A 17,339-nucleotide genomic window follows, 5' to 3' on the forward strand; every position below is an offset into this window, starting at 1 on the left:
AATTTATGGGGGTCCTGATTCCTGCGTTTTTCTTATAGGAGAAGAAGGGGATTGAGGGTTTCTGCTGGAAAATCAGAGCATTTCGGCAAACGTCTGGATGCGGGTGCGAAGCTGCTCAAAGCTTGTATTTAACGGATCGACTTCGACGGTCAGGCACGGATAACCGGCTTTTTTCAAGTCACCTTCGAACCATGGCTGGTCGTACTCTTCCGGATCACAGAATTTCATCAGGCAGTTGATGACACCGTCAGCATCATTTTCCTTGCAGAGCTCGATTAAAAGAGCACCGCGCGGCTTGCCGATTTCGTGGATCAGGCTGCAGCAGGTCCGATCTTTCCACTGGAGTGCGAGACGCTTGAGTCCGCCGCCTCCGGAAAGTGGGGTATCGGTGCGGATCTGGCGGCTTTCCTGTGCCAGATCATCTCCGACAACGGCGATGTTGTTTGCTTCAAGAATTTCCAGAAATTCTTCCGGTTCACCGGTGATGCCGGTGAGAACGACTTTTTTGCCGGTAAACTTATAGTCCGGCAGCGCTTTGAGAGCCTCATTGATCTCTTTTACGATAGCGGTGTGCTCGGATTTTTCGAAGAAGAATGCGCTCTTCATTACTGCATGACGGACAGTAGGAGTGATAACATCAAGATGCTTGACTGCCAGTGCAGAGAATTCCCGCATAACGGCATTGTGTTCATTATAGATCTCAATGGATCTGCAGAGTGCTTTTTCCGTCATCATCTGACCAGTAGTGGTGGCCAGCATGACAAGAACATTCTCGTACTCGCTGATCAGGTAGTCTGTGCTTGCCGGTGAGGTGCGGTTCTGCGGATATACGATGGGGATCATCGGAATATCCGGAACGCCGAAGCGCCAGTTCTGGGTCATGCAGCGGAGTGTATCGCAGATCGCCGGGATAATAACACCGCTGATTCCTTTATAAGTGCCGTTGAGGCCAAATTCCAGGTCTGCCTGCATGATCGGGCAGGCAAATGCAGGGAGATAACTCTTTACGAGCTTTAATTCGGTGTGACCGCCCCAGAGTCCCATTGGAATCATGCCGCTGGCATGGACGAGTTCCTCCGGAGTGTATGGTTCAAAGCAGCCAATTACTTTTTTTCCGGCTGCCAGATATTTATCGAGCTGTGCCCGGGGATTTTTACAGGCATTCTTAAGACATTCAATATTTGTATGTAAATCAGCCATCTTAAAAGTCCTCCTTATTCTGTTTCATAACTTCCACAAGACCTTGGATGCGCGTTTCAAACTGTGCTTCACTGTAATTTCGGTAGTCAGCCTGATCTCCGTCAAATGCGGTAAACGGTACACCGGCGGCCTTGGAGAGTTGGCGCTGAACTTCCATCATCTGGCAGTCCATAACCTTACAGCTTCGGTTGACATGGTAGATCGTTCCTTCACATCCGAAGCGTTTCAGCGCTTCAAGACGGCGGTCAATCATGGTGCTGGCATTGTCGCCGTTTGTGGAAGCGAAACAGTAAGCCCGTGCCATGCCGTCGAGATCCTCATATTCGATCGCCCATGCTTTTCCGTAACTGGAAGCAACCATGTTGATGCCATATTTTTTTAAGGTGCGGAGATTATGGCTCAGATACGGCCAACAGGCAATGCCGTCCCAGGAGATACGGAACTGTTCCTCGACCGGGAATGTGGAAGTGCCTTCTTCAATATGTTTTTCAATCTCGCTGTTGAGCTGCTCCAAAATTGCGGTGGAGGAAGTCTTTCCACGGTTGCAGACCATTGCAGACATGTAGTTGAAAAGCTCAAATCCACTTAATGGAGAAGGCTTGCGGTCAAGAAGATTGTTGGCGCGTTCCCAGAGGTAGCTGTTTCGCTGACTGATCTTCATGACTTCTTTAAAGCGCTCATCATCCCAGGTCTTTCCGGTAAATTCACAGAGATCCTTGATGAGCTGGTCGATTTGTGCACGTACATAGCGGACACGGGTTTCGGTCACATAATCCCACGGGTTGTAACATGTATCGATAAAGAAGATCGGAATATTCATCTGCCTTGCCAGATTTTCATACCATTTGGTGAGCTGGTTGCAGATATTGTTTGTGAGGAGAAGAAAATCTGGTTTTACCATCTTTCCACCATCCGGAAGCTCCACATCACTCTCGCCATTTAAGACGGAGGCATATGCCAGATTGACTTTCGCATATGCGCAGAGGTCGTTGGAGTAGCCGAGAGGACCTTCGCATTCCTGAAGAAACGGGTCAGCCTGGTGTCTGGCAGCGATTCCTGCAGAATGGTTTTCCGGATAGAGGACATTGAGACCTAAGGTTTCGGCGATTTCCTGCGGGAAGATAGAGGCGGACCAGCCGACTTTCTCGCCGCGTTCTTTTGCGAGGCGGGCATTATCGAAGAGAGCAGCGGTCTGCTCGCCCAACATGATCATGCTCTTCGGCTTTGGACGTTTCGGTTTTGCTGGTGCTGCGTCTGCGGCTGGTGCAGCAGTCTGCGGAGTGCTGGTCTCTATTCTTACGTTTTCTGTATGTTCACTCATAATATTCACTCCTTTGATTTCGATAATTTTTCATAAGCCAGTACGGCTGCGCCGATGGCGCCGGCGGACTGACATAAAGGATCAACAAGGATCGGACATCCCATCTCGCGTTCCATGGCCCGGACAACACCGGTATTTAACGCAACGCCGCCGCTCATGGCCATACAGCCGGGACGTCCCAGCCGGAGAGCCATACCTGCGACACGCTTGGCTACAGAATTGTGGATTCCAGCGGCGATGTCAGCAAGCGGAACCTTGGCAGATAGCTGGCTGATGACTTCAGACTCCGCAAATACGGTACAGGTGTTGCTGATGGTAGCGGGATGTTCACTGGTCTCGGATAATGGACCGAGCTGTTCGATTGGGACATTTAAGACACGCGCCATGACATCGAGAAAACGACCGGTTCCGGCGGCACATTTGTCATTCATTTGGAAAGCGGCAAGCTTTCCCTGCGGAGATATGGTGAGCGCTTTGGCATCCTGGCCGCCAATGTCGACGACGGTGTCCACCTGTGGAAGAAGAAAATGGATTCCTTTTGCGTGACAGCTCAACTCGCTGATCTGGGCGTTGGCTTCTGGACAGGTTAAACGTCCGTAACCAGTCGCTACGGTGTATGTGATCTGGTCTTTGGAGATTCCGGACTGCCTGAAAATCTCGTCCAATGCCGTCTCTGGACCGATGGTGCCGGTTCCGAGCGGGATAACGACATGGGCGGCAATCTTGATGCCGTCTTCCAGAATAACCGTTTTACTGGAGGTAGAACCGATATCGATTCCTAATGTATACATAAAGATTCCTCCTTGATATGGAGTGGCAGCCGGAGACTGAAATGGGGGGGGTATTCCGGCTGCCCTGTCTGGCAAAGGATCTATTAGCGGATATCGCCTGCTTCGTACATGGATTTGATCTTTTCGTCATCATATCCAAGTTCTTTTAAGATCGCAGCCGTATCACATCCGATCGGCCCGGAGATCTTATGCGGGATCTTGTCCGGATCGATGGAGCGGAAGTGGGACGGACCGTTTGTGAAGACGGTCTTCGTTCCGTCGGAGTATTCATAGTGGTAAGCATAATTGTTTGCGATGACCTGCGGATCATCCGGAACATCCTTGAAATGTGCAAGAACTTCGTGCGGCAGGTCATGGGCATTTAAGAGTTCATGCCAGTAAGGAAGCGGATGCTCTTTAAATTTCTCATCGAGAATGGTAACCAGTTCCTTTTTGTTTGCATAATAAGCAGTGGATGTGGAAAATTTCGGATCCGTTGCCAGTTCCGGAAGACCTACAACCTGACAGAATTCCGGGAAGCGGCGGTAATCCACAATGGCCAGATATAGCCATTCGCCGTCGGCTGCCTGGTAGGTATTACTGCAGGCATGGCTGCAGTCCGCATGGGTTCTCGGGAACTTACGTCCGTTGAAACCATTTAAGAGTCCGGTGGATAAGATAAAGGTACCGATCTGGAGGAGGGAAACGTCGACCTTCTCACCTTCGCCGGTGCGTTCTCTGCGGAAGAGTGCTGCGGCGATGGCACCAGAAAGAGCTACGGCAACACTGTGATCACCTAAGCCTGCAACTGTCATCATAGGTGGACCTCCTGCCGGGGCCATATCTGCTAGAAGACCGGTTCTTGCGCAGAAAGCGGTGTAATCGTAGCCGGGACGGTCTTTTTCCGGACCTTTCTCGCCGTATCCGAGGACGGAAGCGTGGATGAGCTTCGGGTAAGCGCCTTTTAACTGATCGTATGTAAGTCCCATTTTCTCAAGAGCCTGCACGCGGTAGTTTGTTAAGAATACATCTGCTGTCTCCAGAAGCTTCATCAGTGCCTGTTTTCCGTCAACAGTTCTTGTATTGATGGAAAGGAAGCGCTTATTCAAGTTTTGCATATCGAAGTTTGGATTGGCGATGTCTGTCTTTGGGGAGAGAGAGGTTCCGGCCTGATCTCTCCAGGCATCACCGTTTGTGGACTCTACTTTTATTACATCAGCGCCCCATTCAGCCAGGATGCGTGCGGTCATCGGGCCAGCCAGCATGGTGGAAAGTTCAACTACTTTAATGCCTTCCAACGGTTTCATAAATCATATCCTCCTTCAAATGATAAATGTCATATCTTCTTATCGTCCTGTAAAATGGGCATCACGTTTTTCAAGAAATGCCGCAGTACCTTCTTTTCTGTCATCTGTCGCAAATGCCACAGTCTGGGCAACGCGTTCAAAGAGAAGACCAGTGTTGATATCGGTGTCCATGCCCACGTTGATTGCCATCTTCGCCATGGTGATCGCAACCGGTCCTTTCTTCATGATCTTCATCGCCATCGCTCTCGCAGCTTCCATCAGTTCTTCGCGGGTATCGCCGGTTACCTGATTGACAAGGCCGATTTCTTTAGCCTCTTCAGCGGTAATGATGCGGCCCGTGTAGATCAGTTCCTTCGCACGTCCGACACCTACAAGACGCGGAAGACGCTGGGTTCCGCCGGCTCCCGGGATAATACTTAAATTTGTTTCCGGCTGTCCAAATTTGGAACGGCTCGTGGCGATTCGGATATCACAGGCCATTGCCAGTTCACATCCGCCGCCGAGGGCGTATCCGTTGATAGCGCAGATAACTGGTTTATAGAGGTCTTCCAGCTGTTTTAAGGCGATAGTAGAAATTCCCTCTAACATTTTTAAAGTTTCACGATCATGGATCTCCTGAATATCGGCACCGCTCGCGAGTGCCTTGTCGCCAGATCCACTGACGATCACGACTTTGATATTGTCATCAAAACGTGCCATCTCAACGGCTGCCTGGATATCCTTCCACATTCCCGGGGTCAAAGCGTTACGTGCCTCCGGCCGGTTGAGTGTCAGATAGAGGATCCCGTCGTTTATCTCATAGAGAACATTTTCAAATCCCATGTAATAGATCTCCTTTCGTTTGCCTGAATCAGGCGAGTTTCCTTTGCGTTTTTATCTAACCATCTATATAGCAAGATGTGTGCCAAGTTTGGAAAGAATGGCGGAAAAGAATGGAATCGGCATTAAAATGGCTGGTCATTTCTATATAGAGGGGAAAACAGAAGAGCTGTTGAGAAAAGATAAAAATGCACAAAAAATAAATATGTGCAATCAATATGCAAATTTTGCACATATATGCACAAACATGTGCAGGGAATTGTGCAAGAAATTGTGCAAGGAAATCATTTCCCATGCACACAGGAGAGGCGGGATGGTGGAAACAGACAAAAAATGAGCGGAATACAACACGGAGAAAAAGAGATGGAAGAAAAAGATGAATTGACATGTATAAGGAAGAGAAACAGATCAGTGCATGTTTTTGATGTGTGGAAAAGAAAAAATGAGAAAGAATGCGAAAAATTGGCACAGTAATTGCTCAATAAAGAGAGCAGAGAGCATGACAAGCAATGTGCAATTTAACAGGAGGATTTTAGAGATGGAAGAAGTTTATATCGTCAGTGGAGTAAGAACTGCAATCGGTAAATACGGCGGATCATTAAAGAATGTTCCAGCTCACACATTAGCTGCGGAAGTTATAAAGGAAGCTGTTAAGCGCGCGGGCATCGAGAAGGATATTATCAACGAGGTAATTCTTGGAGAAGTACGTCAGAGCACAGAAGCTTCCAATATCGCACGTTCAGCTCTTCTGGAAGCAGGTCTTCCGGAGACAATCCCGGGATTTACTGTAAATCGCTTATGTGCATCAGCTATGCAGGCAGTCAATTCCGGATGTCAGGAGATTTGGCTGGGAGATGCTGACTGTATTGTTGCGGGCGGTACCGAAAACCTGAGCCGTGCACCGATTTACCTTCGTGGAACACGTTGGGGCGGAAACAAGAATACGCTGGTAGATTCCAATGTTGAGGCTGGAACAACCGCTCAGCCGTATTCCGTATACGGAAGTGAACTCAGCATGTCGAGAACGGCGGAGAATGTTGCGGAACGTTTCCACATTACCCGCGAGGAGCAGGATGCCTTTTCCATGGAAAGCCAGCACCGTGCCGCGAAAGCCATCGAGATGGGATATTTTAAAGATGAGATCGTTCCGATCGAGGTAAAGGAAAGGAAAAATACATTTATCTTTGACACAGATGAATTTGTAAAACCGACAACGACCATGGAGATCCTTGCGAAGCTGAGACCGATTGTAAAACCGGATGGAACCGTAACAGCCGGAAATGCCTGCGGTTTAAATGATGGTGCTTCCTGTCTGGTCTTAATGAGCGGAAAAAAGGTAAAAGAAACAGGAGTGAAACCTATTGCGAAGATCGTTGACGTGACGGCTGCTGCCCTTGATCCGGAGATCATGGGATACGGACCTGTCGTAGCAACAAATAAGATCTTAGATAGAAATAATTGGACCATTGATGACCTTGATCTTGTGGAATTAAACGAGGCCTTTGCGGCACAGGCGGTTGCCTGCATCAGGGATCTCAAGTTAGATCCGGCGAAAGTCAATATCAATGGAGGCGCGATCGCACTGGGACATCCGCTTGGATGCACGGGAGCAAGACTGATCGTGACTCTGATAAGCAATTTAAAGAGAACAGGAGGGAAGCGTGGTCTTGCAACACTCTGCATCGGCGGTGGACAGTCGATGGCTACACTGATCGAAATGGTGTAGGGAGAAAAATTAACAATTTATATCTTGAGAATTATATGGTGTGAGGTAAAATGTTATGAAAGCAGAAAATATCAAAACCGTTGCTGTCATCGGTGCAGGCGCCATGGGACAGCAGATCGCGATGAACACAGCACTCAACGGACGGGAGAAAGGCTACAAGGTTATTCTTTGCGACAGCTTCCCGGCAGCAATCGAGAAAGCAACAAAATGGACAGCAGATTATCTTGCCGGACGTGTCGCAAAAGGACGTCTTACCCAGGAAGAGGCAGACAAGGTAGCTGCAAGTCTTGTTATTAACGGCGATGTGGATGAGGCGGCAAAGGAAGCGGACCTTGTGATCGAAGCGATCATTGAGGATCTGAATACAAAGAGAGAATTATTCGCCCGTATCAGCAAGATCTGTAAGCCGGATGCAATCCTGAGCACAAACAGCTCCAATATCGTAAGTTCGAAGCTTGCAGATGTGACAGAGCATTCGGAACGCCTGTTAAATATCCATTATTTTAACCCGGCACTCGTGATGAAGCTTGTTGAGATCGTAAAAGGTCCGCATACATCTGATGAGGCAGCGGAAACAGCAAGACAGTTCGCCATCGATACAGGAAAGACCCCGATCGTTTTACATAAGGAGGTTCCGGGATTTGTTGTAAACCGTATCAATGCAGCTGTTGTCCATGAAGCGTTATCTCTCTTAGAGCAGGGAGTTGCTTCCGTGGAAGATATCGATACAGCCTGCGAAAAGGGGCTGAATTATCCGATGGGACCGTTCCGTCTGATGGATCTTACAGGAATCGATGTAAACTATTATGTACGTGTAGACCGTTACGCAGAGAGTCATGATCCGTATGACGCGCCAAACCCATTGGTAATTGAAAAGTTCAAGAAAGGCGAGTTTGGAAGAAAGACAGGAAAAGGTTGGTACGATTATTCGGATAGCAAAAAATAAATACAATACCGGCCGGGAAGACCGGCTGGAAGAAGGGGGTACAATATTATGTCATCCAGCACGATAGCGATTATCATTACCTTTATCACGATGATACTGTTTTTCAGCAATAAATTTGCCATGAGCGTGGTATCCTGTGCCGCGGCATTAGCAATGGGTATTTTGATCCCAGAGATGAAGCTGTCACAGATCTATTCCGGATTCGGCGGAAGTACCGTTGTTATGGTAGCCGGCATGTGTATCGTCGGTGATGCCCTGTTCCAGACAGGTGTTGCCCAGAAGCTTGGCGCAAAGATTGCGGCGACTCCACTGGCAAAAAATGAGCGTGTGTTCATTATGTCTGTTGTTATTATCTGTACACTCATGAGTGCGTTCCTTTCCAACTCTGGAACTATTGCAATGTGGATGCCGATCATTGCTTCCATCGCTGCAGGTTCCAACGGAAAGATCCGTTCCAAGATGGTAATTTTCCCAGCAGGTATTGCCTGTATCATTGGCGGTGGATGTACATTAGTCGGTTCCGTATCACAGCCGGTCGTTAACGGTGTGTTAATGGGAACAGCCGGATTTGAAGAAGGTTTCGGCGTGTTCGAAATGACAAAGATCATGGGACCGGTTGCTATTGTACAGGTTATCTTCTGGGGAACTATCGGTTATACACTTCTTGAAAAGGTATTAAAGCCGGGCAGCCCGGATTTTGATAAGAACAATGCCTTCGCAAATCCGGAACTGTTATCCACAGAAGATAAGGAAAATGTACCGGCATGGAAGGGAACCGTATCATTAGTTGTCATGGCGGCATGTATCGTTCTGTTTATTGCAAGTGGATATAAACCGTTTAAGAGCTATTTCAACATCGCGAATATCGCTATGCTCGGTTCTGTAGTTCTTTTCCTGACAGGCTGCGTGCCGGTAAAGAAAGCTCTCCGTGATCTTCCGTGGGATATCCTGATCTGTATCGGCGCTGTAACAGCCATTGGTACCGGACTTGATGTTTCCGGCGGCGGCGCAGTTATCGCTGACACAGTCCTCAATATGTTCGGCGGTGCAAACGCATCCGTAGTTGTCTTAACCGTTGTTATCTGTGTACTTTCCAGCGTTCTGACTCTGTTCCTGCAGAACAGTACCGTTGCCGCTCTGATGTCCCCGATCGTTATTTCCATGGCGCTTACTATGGGAATCAGCCCGGTTCCGTGGTGCGTAGTCCTTGCGATCGGAACAAACCTTGCGATTGCAACTCCAATCGGTACAGCTGTAAACATGCAGATCCTTCCGGCAGGATATACCTGGAAAGACTTCGGTCTGATCGGTGGACCGCTGTTCCTCATCACGGTCGTTCTGGTATCGATCCTGGCATGTGTAGTATATTTCTAAAAACAGTTTAAATTGAGATCTAAAGCTGCCATAGAGTCGCACAGCGATTTTATGGCGGCTTTTTTGCGCAGTTTTCAGACCAGAAAAGAGACCTTGCAGGAAGCCGTTTAAACGTGGTATACTATAATTTACAGAAAATGGTCATAAAAGACTGCAAAAGATGAAATATTGGAAAGCAGGGGTACAACAATGGAACTGAAGGCAGGAATTTCCTTGCAGACAAAGCAGGTACTTTCACAGATGCAAGTGGAGTCCTTAAACATTCTTGCAATGTCTATGACGGAGCTGAAAGATTTCATGCAGAATGAGGAGATCGAAAATCCGCTGGTAGAGTTTATGGCAGGACGTGGAGAGGAAGCAGCTCCTGTCACATACAATGAGACGGAACGTTTTTATAATGGCACGGAGAGGGAAGACAGCCGGGAAAATGAACTGTATGAGATCGAGGACAGTGAAAAGTCGATCGAGGATCTTGTGAACATGCAGCTTCACTGGAAGCGGATCGGCGAGACGGAGCATAAGATCGTGGACTTCTGTATCCAGTCGCTGGAGCAGAGCGGCTATCTCCTGATCCCGGCACAGGAGATTGCAAAACGATTGAATGTTCCAGAAAAACAGGTCGAGAATGTCCTTGCGATGTTGAAGGAACTGGAACCGCAGGGACTCTTCGCCTCCGGACTGGAAGAATGTCTTCTGATACAGGTGAGGGGAATGGATGAGGAAGAGACATTGTCTCTTTTAATAAAGAACCATCTTCAGGATATTGCGGAGGGGAAGATCAGTACGATTTCCAGGGCGTTAAAGCTGTCTTCTGCGGATGTCCGGAAAATGATTCATATTATCAAGGAGTTAAATCCACGCCCGTTAAACGGAATTGGTGGTGAAAAAGCCCAGTACATTCTTCCGGATGTTCTACTGAGCAACCAGGCTGGACAGTGGAATATTGAACTGAATGATAAGTGGACGGGAAACCTTCAGATCAATGATTATTATATCCATATGATGGAAACAGCCCAGGATCAGGAATTAAAGTCATATTTTGAAAATAAGCTGCGAAGAGCACGGTTTATTATAAATGCGGTGGAACAGCGGCGGGAGACACTCACAGGCATCACCAGAGAGATACTGAAACGCCAGCAGCCGTACTTCCTCGGAACGGGGCAGTTAAAACCGATGACATTGGAGGAGATCGCTGATGCGCTGGAGATCCACAAATCTACGGTCAGCCGTGCGATCCGTGACAAGTATCTGAGGGCACCGTCGGGATGTTTCCTGTTCCGCAGCCTGTTCACTACAGGAATCCCATCGGGAGATGGGAATGGTGACGTGAGCAGAAATGCCGTGAAAGCGAAATTGAAGGAATTCGTTTCTGTGGAGGACAGGAAAAAACCGTGGAGCGATGAACAGCTTGCCGGACTATTGCAGGATGCCGGAATGCCGATCTCAAGACGTACGGTTGCCAAATACCGTATGGAGTTGGGAATCGGTGGGGCGTTCCAGAGGAAGGATGGTTGAGGGAACCGGTGAGCAGGATAAGTGAATGATCTATTTACAGAAGCTTTAAAGATCATTGGAACAGCAGAATCTGTGGAAAAAATAGAAAGCGCAGGAATACCATATGCCATCTGTAATTTTACTTGATGTAGCCGGTGTGATCGTCGGAACACTTGCCGGGTGTGCGATGAAGAAACATATTTCGGGATCTTTAAATGAGAGCATCAATCTTGCTCTGTCAGTAATCTCGGCGGCGGTCGGTGTGGGACTATTGGGAAAAGCGGTCCATATGTCGGCGGCGGTGCTGGCGCTCCTGATCGGCGGTACGATCGGCCATATCATTGGAATTGACAGACGGCTTGCTAATATCTCGAAGCTTCTTCCGGCAACTGGTGGAAGCGAAACAGCACAGACACTTCTGGTTGCCTTTACCTTATACTGTATCAGCACCACGGGAATCATCGGCGCATTGACACTGGGATTTGAGGGAGACACAACCGTGCTCATGACAAAGACGATCATGGATTGTGTTGCGTCAATATTTTTTGCAGGGAGCAGCGGATGGGTCCTCTCACTCATCAGTATTCCGTTGGGGATCATGCTGATGATTTTTTACGGGCTCTCAGAATTCCTGATGCCGCATCTTACGGCTGAGATGATCGGGGATTTTTCAGCCTGCGGCGGCCTGATCCAGCTCTTAAACGCGCTGCGGATCGCGAAGCTTAAAAATCCGCCGGTGGCAGACTATATTCCGTCGCTGGTACTGGTATTTTTTATCAGTATGTTCTGGACGAAATATATGTAAAATTTCACAGTCCGAAGGAGTTTTCTTTACAGACCGCAGAATTAAGAGCGCGGCGGGTTACTGTTTGTGCAGGGCGTGAACAAGTAACAATAGCGGTGTCGAAAAAAATAAAATATAGAGACATAAATACTTGAAGTCTCAAAAGATGTGTACTATAATAACAAATATCCCGCATTGACATGTGTGCAGCGCGGGACATTTTTAGAAATGAGCACGTCAGCAGTTAAAAGCGATAAAGTACGGAAATAAAAATACGCGGTCAGGGATGCGGCAGCCTGATGTTACCGGACTCGGTACAGGGTAAATTGTCGTGAGAAAAATACATTTGAGGGAGAAAATCATGTCATTCAATTACAAAAGTTTACTTCCGACACCGGCACAGATCAAAGCGGAATTCCCGCTGACACCGGAGTGTGTGGAATTAAAAGCGGCAAGAGATAAAGAAGTTGCGGATGTCATTACAGGAAAGAGCGAAAAGTTCCTCGTAATTATCGGACCGTGTTCCGCGGACCGCGAGGACGCTGTATGCGAGTATATGAGCCGCCTTGCAAAGGTCAATGAGCAGGTAAAGGATAAGCTTGTGATCGTACCGCGTGTATACACGAACAAACCGCGTACCACCGGCGGCGGCTACAAGGGAATGCTTCATCAGCCGGATCCGGAGAAGAAGCCGAATATGTATGAGGGACTTGTTGCAATCCGTAAGCTTCATATGCGCGTGATCAAGGATTATGGATTTACAACCGCTGACGAAATGCTGTACCCGGAAAACTACAGCTATCTTTCCGATGTACTTTCCTACGTTGCAATTGGCGCGCGTTCTGTTGAGAACCAGCAGCACCGCCTTGTATCCAGCGGTATGGACGTTCCGGTAGGAATGAAAAACCCGACCAGCGGTGACCTCGGGGTTATGTTAAATGCGGTCTATGCAGCCCAGCATGGCCACGATTTTATTTACCGCACATGGGAAGTTGAGACAAAGGGCAATCCGCTTGCACACACGATTTTAAGAGGCGCAGTCAGCAAACATGGCCAGTGTCTGCCGAACTATCACTACGAGGATCTGGAGCTTCTCTACAGCCTGTATCAGGAGCGGGAACTGTTGAATCCGGCCTGCATCGTTGACGCAAACCACTCCAACTCCAACAAGCGTTATATGGAGCAGATCCGTATCGTGAAGGAAGTTCTTCACAGCCGCCGTCACTCAGAGGAGATCCACAACTTTATCAAAGGCGTTATGGTCGAGAGCTACTTAGAGCCGGGCAGCCAGAAGATCGGCGAGCATATTTATGGAAAATCCATCACGGATCCGTGTCTTGGATGGGATGATACGGAGAAGCTGATCTATGACATTGCGGATGAGATCAAATAAGAGATAGAAATTATCGGTATCAGCGCGCAGAAAGAGTACACTGAGAAGAGTAAATAGAGCGATTGCTGAGCCATCGGAATGAAGAACGAAAGTTACCATTTGGTAGCTATTCATAAAACAGTAGCACAACAAACTGAAACAGGGTAGCTGCCATACAGGGTGCAAAGCAAAACGGGCGTATCGTCTAAACGGCGATATGTCCGTTTTGTTACGCAGTAGAACGCCATTTTGAGGGGTATGATTGGAAAACCGTGTTGACATAAAACGGACATGACGATACCTCCAAAGATACCGCCATGTCCCTAAAAATGGGCGACTTTATCACGTCCCCGTAAATCCAATTCTGCAAAAGGAGAACGGCGGCTTTATCTTCATAAAACTGTCGCCTAAGTTGCAATCTGTCAGCAATCGCATAGGTTGTCAAAAAAGAAAGAGCCGATAACCGCATTTCAAACCTGTGTGTTATCGGCTCTGCGTCTTTGCGTCTGGCTCTATGATAACTGATATATTCATTTGTTGTACGCTAATAAGAGTTTCCTGCTTGCATTTTGGGCAGTATAGGGGAAAGTTTTTTAGTTCGGTATCGCCCCGTATTCTCAACCTTGTTTTGCTCTGACATATGGGGCATATTATCCATTCAGTATTCATGCTAAATGCCCCAATCTTGACTAATCATTTGCTGCTTTACCATGTGGGGGTAAATCTTACCCGCGTTCATCAGTTCCCCCGGCGTTCCCTGTTCGGCAACGGAACCGTCTGAAAGCACAACTACTTTATCCGCGCCGCTTACGGTACGCATACGGTGGGCGATAACAAGTACGGTCTTATCCTTTATCAGCCTTGACAAGGCAGCCTGTATCAATGTTTCATTCTCTACATCAAGGCTTGCCGTTGCTTCGTCAAGTAAGATGATAGGAGAATTTTTAAGGAAAGCGCGGGCGATTGAAATACGCTGCCTTTCACCGCCGGACAGTTCGCAGCCGTTTTCACCAATCATACTGTGATAACCGTCCGGGAGCTTTGCCGCAAATTCTTCACAATTTGCCAGTCTTGCCGCCGCAATCACTTCCTCATCTGTGGCGTCCTTCCTGCCTATTCTGATATTCTCCATAATTGTATTGTTAAACAGCGTCACATCCTGAAACACAATAGAGTACAGCGACAGCAAGATTTCCGGCTCTATTTTCGATATGTCCATACCGCCGACAGTGATTTTTCCTTTGCTTATATCCCAAAACCGAGCGGCAAGGCGTGATACCGTAGTTTTACCTCCGCCGGACGGTCCGACCAATGCGGTAACTTCTCCCTGTTTTGCCGTAAAGGACACGTCTTTCAAAACGGTTTCTCCGGTATTATAGGCAAATCCTACATGGTCGAATACAATGTCATAGCCTTTATTTGTTACATGCTTGCTGCCTGTTTGAATGGGCTGGTCAAGGATTTCGTTCATACGGTTTATGTTTGTTTTGGTGGAGATTACCGCAGCAAGATTTTGTAATGCACCCTCAAGCGGGGCATACAGCCTTGAAGCTACAAGTAAAAACATAAAAAACAGCGGAATATCAATCTCCCCACGAATAAGTAGAGCAGAGCCTACAAGCGCAACCGTAGCAATCCCGAGCTTTAATATCAACGTAGAGGAAACAACGAAAAGGGCAGTCCCAAGTTCTGTTATAATATGCCGCTTTTCCACATTATCAATTTTCTTATCCAGCCCTTTCAGATAACTTTCTTCCGCATTGTTCGCCTTTAAGTCCTGCAAACTCTCGATACACTCCTGTACGCCGCTTTCAAGCGCGACATTTGCCGCTACGGATTTACGATTAAAGTATTCCTGTATGCGGGCTGAAAGGAATGTAATTGTAAATGCTATCGGCAAAACCCAAACAGCCGCAAGAGCCATACGAAAGTCTATAGCAAACAGGCAAATCGCAACCAGCGTTGTTGAAATAAGGGAGCCTGCCAAAGCGGGTACATAATGGGAAAATGCCTGTTCAAGTGTGGCACAATCACCCATAATGGAGTTTGTTAAATCGGCAAGGTCTTTTTTTCCAAAAAAGGATAAGGGGATTTTGCGGAGCTGCTCTGCTAACGAAATGCGTCTTACTCCGCTTTCCACATAAGTCGCTAAATAGGTGGCGTTATATTGAAACCAAGTTACAACAAAGATAAGGCATAGGCAAACCAAAGCGCCAACCCCATAGAAAGCAATGCGGCTTCCATTTACGCCCCCGTTCATGATATCAATAACAAAATTATAGAGCAGCCCCACCGGAAGCATAAACGATATATCCTGCAAAATGCAGGCAATACAACCTTTTATCAAATCGACAGCTCCTTGTCTTGATAACGCAAATCGTCTTTGCAATGTTTTAATCATTCTGTTACCTCCTTTGCAATTTTCCATTCTGCTGCTTCGGAATAATTCTTCCACATTCTTGCAAATATGCCGTTTCTCTCTATCAACTCATTATGCGTGCCGCTCTCGACAATCTCGCCGTCTTGCATTACATAAATACAATCAACACCTATGATTGACGATAGCCTGTGTGCAATCATAATAACAGTTTTTCCCTTTGAGAGAGCAGATAAAGCCTTCTGGACACGCACCTCATTATCGGGGTCAGCAAATGCGGTCGCTTCATCCAGAATTAGGATAGGCGCATTTTTCAAAATTGCGCGGGCAATCGCTATTCTTTGCTGTTCACCGCCGGACAGGTACACGCCGTTTGTACCCACAACCGTATCAATGCCATTCGGTAATTTTTCGATAATATCCAGGCATTGTGCAACTTCCAGTGCATGAGCGATTTCTTCGTGTGAGGCGTCAGGCTTTGCCATACGCACATTTTCCAATATGGACGCTTTGATAAGACGGCTATTCTGAAATACAAATGACACCTTATTCATCAATGTTTCCTTTGGAATGTTGCGTATGTCGATATTCCCTATCAGTATGCGCCCTTTTTGCGGGTCAAAAAATCTTGTTACAATATTTGCAAGGGTCGTCTTGCCGCCGCCGGATGCACCTACCAATGCAATCACCTGTCCCGGTGCAACCCGAAGTGACACATCATTCAGCGCGTTTTTTTCTCCGTCATAGCTGTAACTAACGTGTTCTAATGTAATTCCATTGTCTTTAGGGGTATTATTCACGCTGCTTTCAGACAATGGTTTTTCGTTTAGCACTTCATCAATTCTGCCTAATGCGTCCCCTACAATCATTGCGTCCTCGCTCATAAACATAATTTTTGTGAGTGTTGTACCGATGACAGGAGTAATCACAATATAGAAGATAAGGTTTAGAAGCAGTTCATTTGTTACGCCGCCCCTTGTAAAGAGAATACCTCCGGCAATCAGAAACGCGAATACGCCGTTGATTGCCGTTGTGTAGCACATCATAGGCAGACGCATTTCTTTTGTATAGGCAATAACCCATTTTTCATAGTTATCAATGGTGCCCTTAAATCGTTTGAAGGAAAAGATAGTCTGACCAAAGGCCTTTACCACTGGCACACCCCTTACATATTCCACCGCCTCATTAGACATCTCCGAAAGAGCGTTCTGGTACTCTTTCATCTTTTCCTGCATCCCTTTTCCAGTCATGCCCATCATAAACAGAAAACCAAGCACAACCGGAACAAGGCTCAAAATCCCTAACCGCCAATCGAAAGCAAGCAGTAAAACAAGCAGCCCTATGGGGGTGGCAATCGCTCCCGCTTTGTCGGGGAGCCTGTGTGCAAGATAGGTTTCCGTTGCAGCGCTTGAGGTGTTGACAATCCTTCGCAGATTGCCGCTTCCGTACTTTTCTGTTACCCCCAGCGGCAGGGCTGTGATGTGCCGCATAAGCTCTTTTCGGATATTGGCGGCAACCCGGAATGCGCTCATGTGCGAACACATCAGACCGGCGATATAGACAACAATAGAGAGTACCGCAAACAATACCGCAGACCAGCCGTAGCTTGTGACATTCCCCGCCTGTGAGAAGTCCGGGGAAACTTCCAGTATGTCGTGAATGATACGCCATATATACCAAAACGGCACAAGAGCCAACAGCGCACTCATGACTGACAGTACCCAGGAAAGATAGGTCAATATTTTATGCCCTCCGGCATAACCCATCAATCTTGATAGATTAGACTGTTTTTTCATTGAAAAACCTCCTTAAAATTTTTATGATAAAAGAGATTATGGAAACCTCAAAT

15 protein-coding genes are annotated in these 17,339 nt (G+C 47.4%); 7 read left to right on the forward strand and 8 right to left on the reverse strand.

Translation table 11 applies throughout. From position 1 onward, the window contains the following. Positions 1-72: 72 nt before the first annotated feature. From V2546_RS13155 to V2546_RS13175, 5 genes are all read right to left on the reverse strand, one after another. The gene (locus V2546_RS13155) at positions 73-1,200 is read right to left on the reverse strand and encodes a 2-hydroxyacyl-CoA dehydratase family protein (RefSeq protein ID WP_329752576.1); all 1,128 of its coding nucleotides are present in this window, start codon (positions 1,198-1,200) and stop codon (positions 73-75) included. Between the two features lies 1 nt (position 1,201). Then, positions 1,202-2,521 (reverse strand): 2-hydroxyacyl-CoA dehydratase family protein, encoded by a 1,320-nt coding sequence (locus V2546_RS13160; protein WP_329752577.1) that lies wholly within the window; start codon positions 2,519-2,521, stop codon positions 1,202-1,204. 5 nt (positions 2,522-2,526) lie between these two features. Then, positions 2,527-3,312 carry an acyl-CoA dehydratase activase gene (locus V2546_RS13165; protein WP_118532669.1) on the reverse strand — a complete coding sequence of 262 codons (786 nt, stop codon included), beginning with the start codon at positions 3,310-3,312 and terminating at the stop codon, positions 2,527-2,529. Between the two features lie 83 nt (positions 3,313-3,395). Next, positions 3,396-4,598 (reverse strand): CaiB/BaiF CoA-transferase family protein, encoded by a 1,203-nt coding sequence (locus tag V2546_RS13170; RefSeq protein WP_329752578.1) that lies wholly within the window; start codon positions 4,596-4,598, stop codon positions 3,396-3,398. A gap of 39 nt (positions 4,599-4,637) precedes the next feature. Continuing rightward, the gene (locus V2546_RS13175; protein ID WP_118532665.1) at positions 4,638-5,420 is read right to left on the reverse strand and encodes an enoyl-CoA hydratase/isomerase family protein; all 783 of its coding nucleotides are present in this window, start codon (positions 5,418-5,420) and stop codon (positions 4,638-4,640) included. A gap of 88 nt (positions 5,421-5,508) precedes the next feature. Here V2546_RS13175 and V2546_RS13180 point away from each other — a divergent pair, with 88 nt between their 5' ends. The 7 genes from V2546_RS13180 (at position 5,509) to V2546_RS13210 (ending at position 13,134) form a co-directional block, all read left to right on the forward strand. Continuing rightward, complete coding sequence (locus V2546_RS13180; protein ID WP_329752579.1) at positions 5,509-5,754, forward strand: hypothetical protein; 246 nt, start codon at positions 5,509-5,511, stop codon at positions 5,752-5,754. A gap of 201 nt (positions 5,755-5,955) precedes the next feature. Next, entirely contained in the window at positions 5,956-7,143 is a 1,188-nt protein-coding gene (locus V2546_RS13185; protein ID WP_329752580.1) for a thiolase family protein, read from the forward strand. Positions 7,144-7,198: 55 nt separating this feature from the next. Beyond that, positions 7,199-8,089: a 3-hydroxyacyl-CoA dehydrogenase family protein gene (locus V2546_RS13190; protein WP_329752581.1), complete on the forward strand. Its 891-nt coding sequence runs from the start codon at positions 7,199-7,201 to the stop codon at positions 8,087-8,089. A 48-nt stretch (positions 8,090-8,137) separates the two neighbouring features. Further along, complete coding sequence (locus V2546_RS13195) at positions 8,138-9,463, forward strand: SLC13 family permease (RefSeq protein WP_329752582.1); 1,326 nt, start codon at positions 8,138-8,140, stop codon at positions 9,461-9,463. 189 nt (positions 9,464-9,652) lie between these two features. Continuing rightward, positions 9,653-10,978 (forward strand): RNA polymerase factor sigma-54, encoded by a 1,326-nt coding sequence (gene rpoN, locus V2546_RS13200; protein ID WP_329752583.1) that lies wholly within the window; start codon positions 9,653-9,655, stop codon positions 10,976-10,978. Between the two features lie 103 nt (positions 10,979-11,081). Next, positions 11,082-11,762 (forward strand): DUF554 family protein, encoded by a 681-nt coding sequence (locus V2546_RS13205; protein ID WP_329752584.1) that lies wholly within the window; start codon positions 11,082-11,084, stop codon positions 11,760-11,762. Positions 11,763-12,102: 340 nt separating this feature from the next. Then, positions 12,103-13,134, forward strand: coding sequence for a 3-deoxy-7-phosphoheptulonate synthase (locus V2546_RS13210; RefSeq protein WP_118532651.1), 1,032 nt, complete (start codon positions 12,103-12,105; stop codon positions 13,132-13,134). 462 nt (positions 13,135-13,596) lie between these two features. Here V2546_RS13210 and V2546_RS13215 read toward each other — a convergent pair whose 3' ends face one another. The 3 genes from V2546_RS13215 to V2546_RS13225 are packed head-to-tail and all read right to left on the reverse strand — an operon-like array spanning position 13,597 to position 17,286. Beyond that, positions 13,597-13,782 (reverse strand): cysteine-rich KTR domain-containing protein, encoded by a 186-nt coding sequence (locus V2546_RS13215; RefSeq protein WP_117751003.1) that lies wholly within the window; start codon positions 13,780-13,782, stop codon positions 13,597-13,599. A 1-nt stretch (position 13,783) separates the two neighbouring features. Beyond that, positions 13,784-15,514 (reverse strand): ABC transporter ATP-binding protein, encoded by a 1,731-nt coding sequence (locus tag V2546_RS13220; RefSeq protein ID WP_329752585.1) that lies wholly within the window; start codon positions 15,512-15,514, stop codon positions 13,784-13,786. Further along, positions 15,511-17,286 carry an ABC transporter ATP-binding protein gene (locus V2546_RS13225; protein WP_329752586.1) on the reverse strand — a complete coding sequence of 592 codons (1,776 nt, stop codon included), beginning with the start codon at positions 17,284-17,286 and terminating at the stop codon, positions 15,511-15,513. Before V2546_RS13225 ends, V2546_RS13220 begins: the two co-directional genes overlap by 4 nt. Between the last annotated feature and the right edge of the window lie 53 nt (positions 17,287-17,339).

Origin of the sequence: Clostridium sp. CM74B_53, from assembly GCF_036318045.1 — a bacterium.
Taxonomy (GTDB): domain Bacteria; phylum Bacillota; class Clostridia; order Lachnospirales; family Lachnospiraceae; genus Pilosibacter.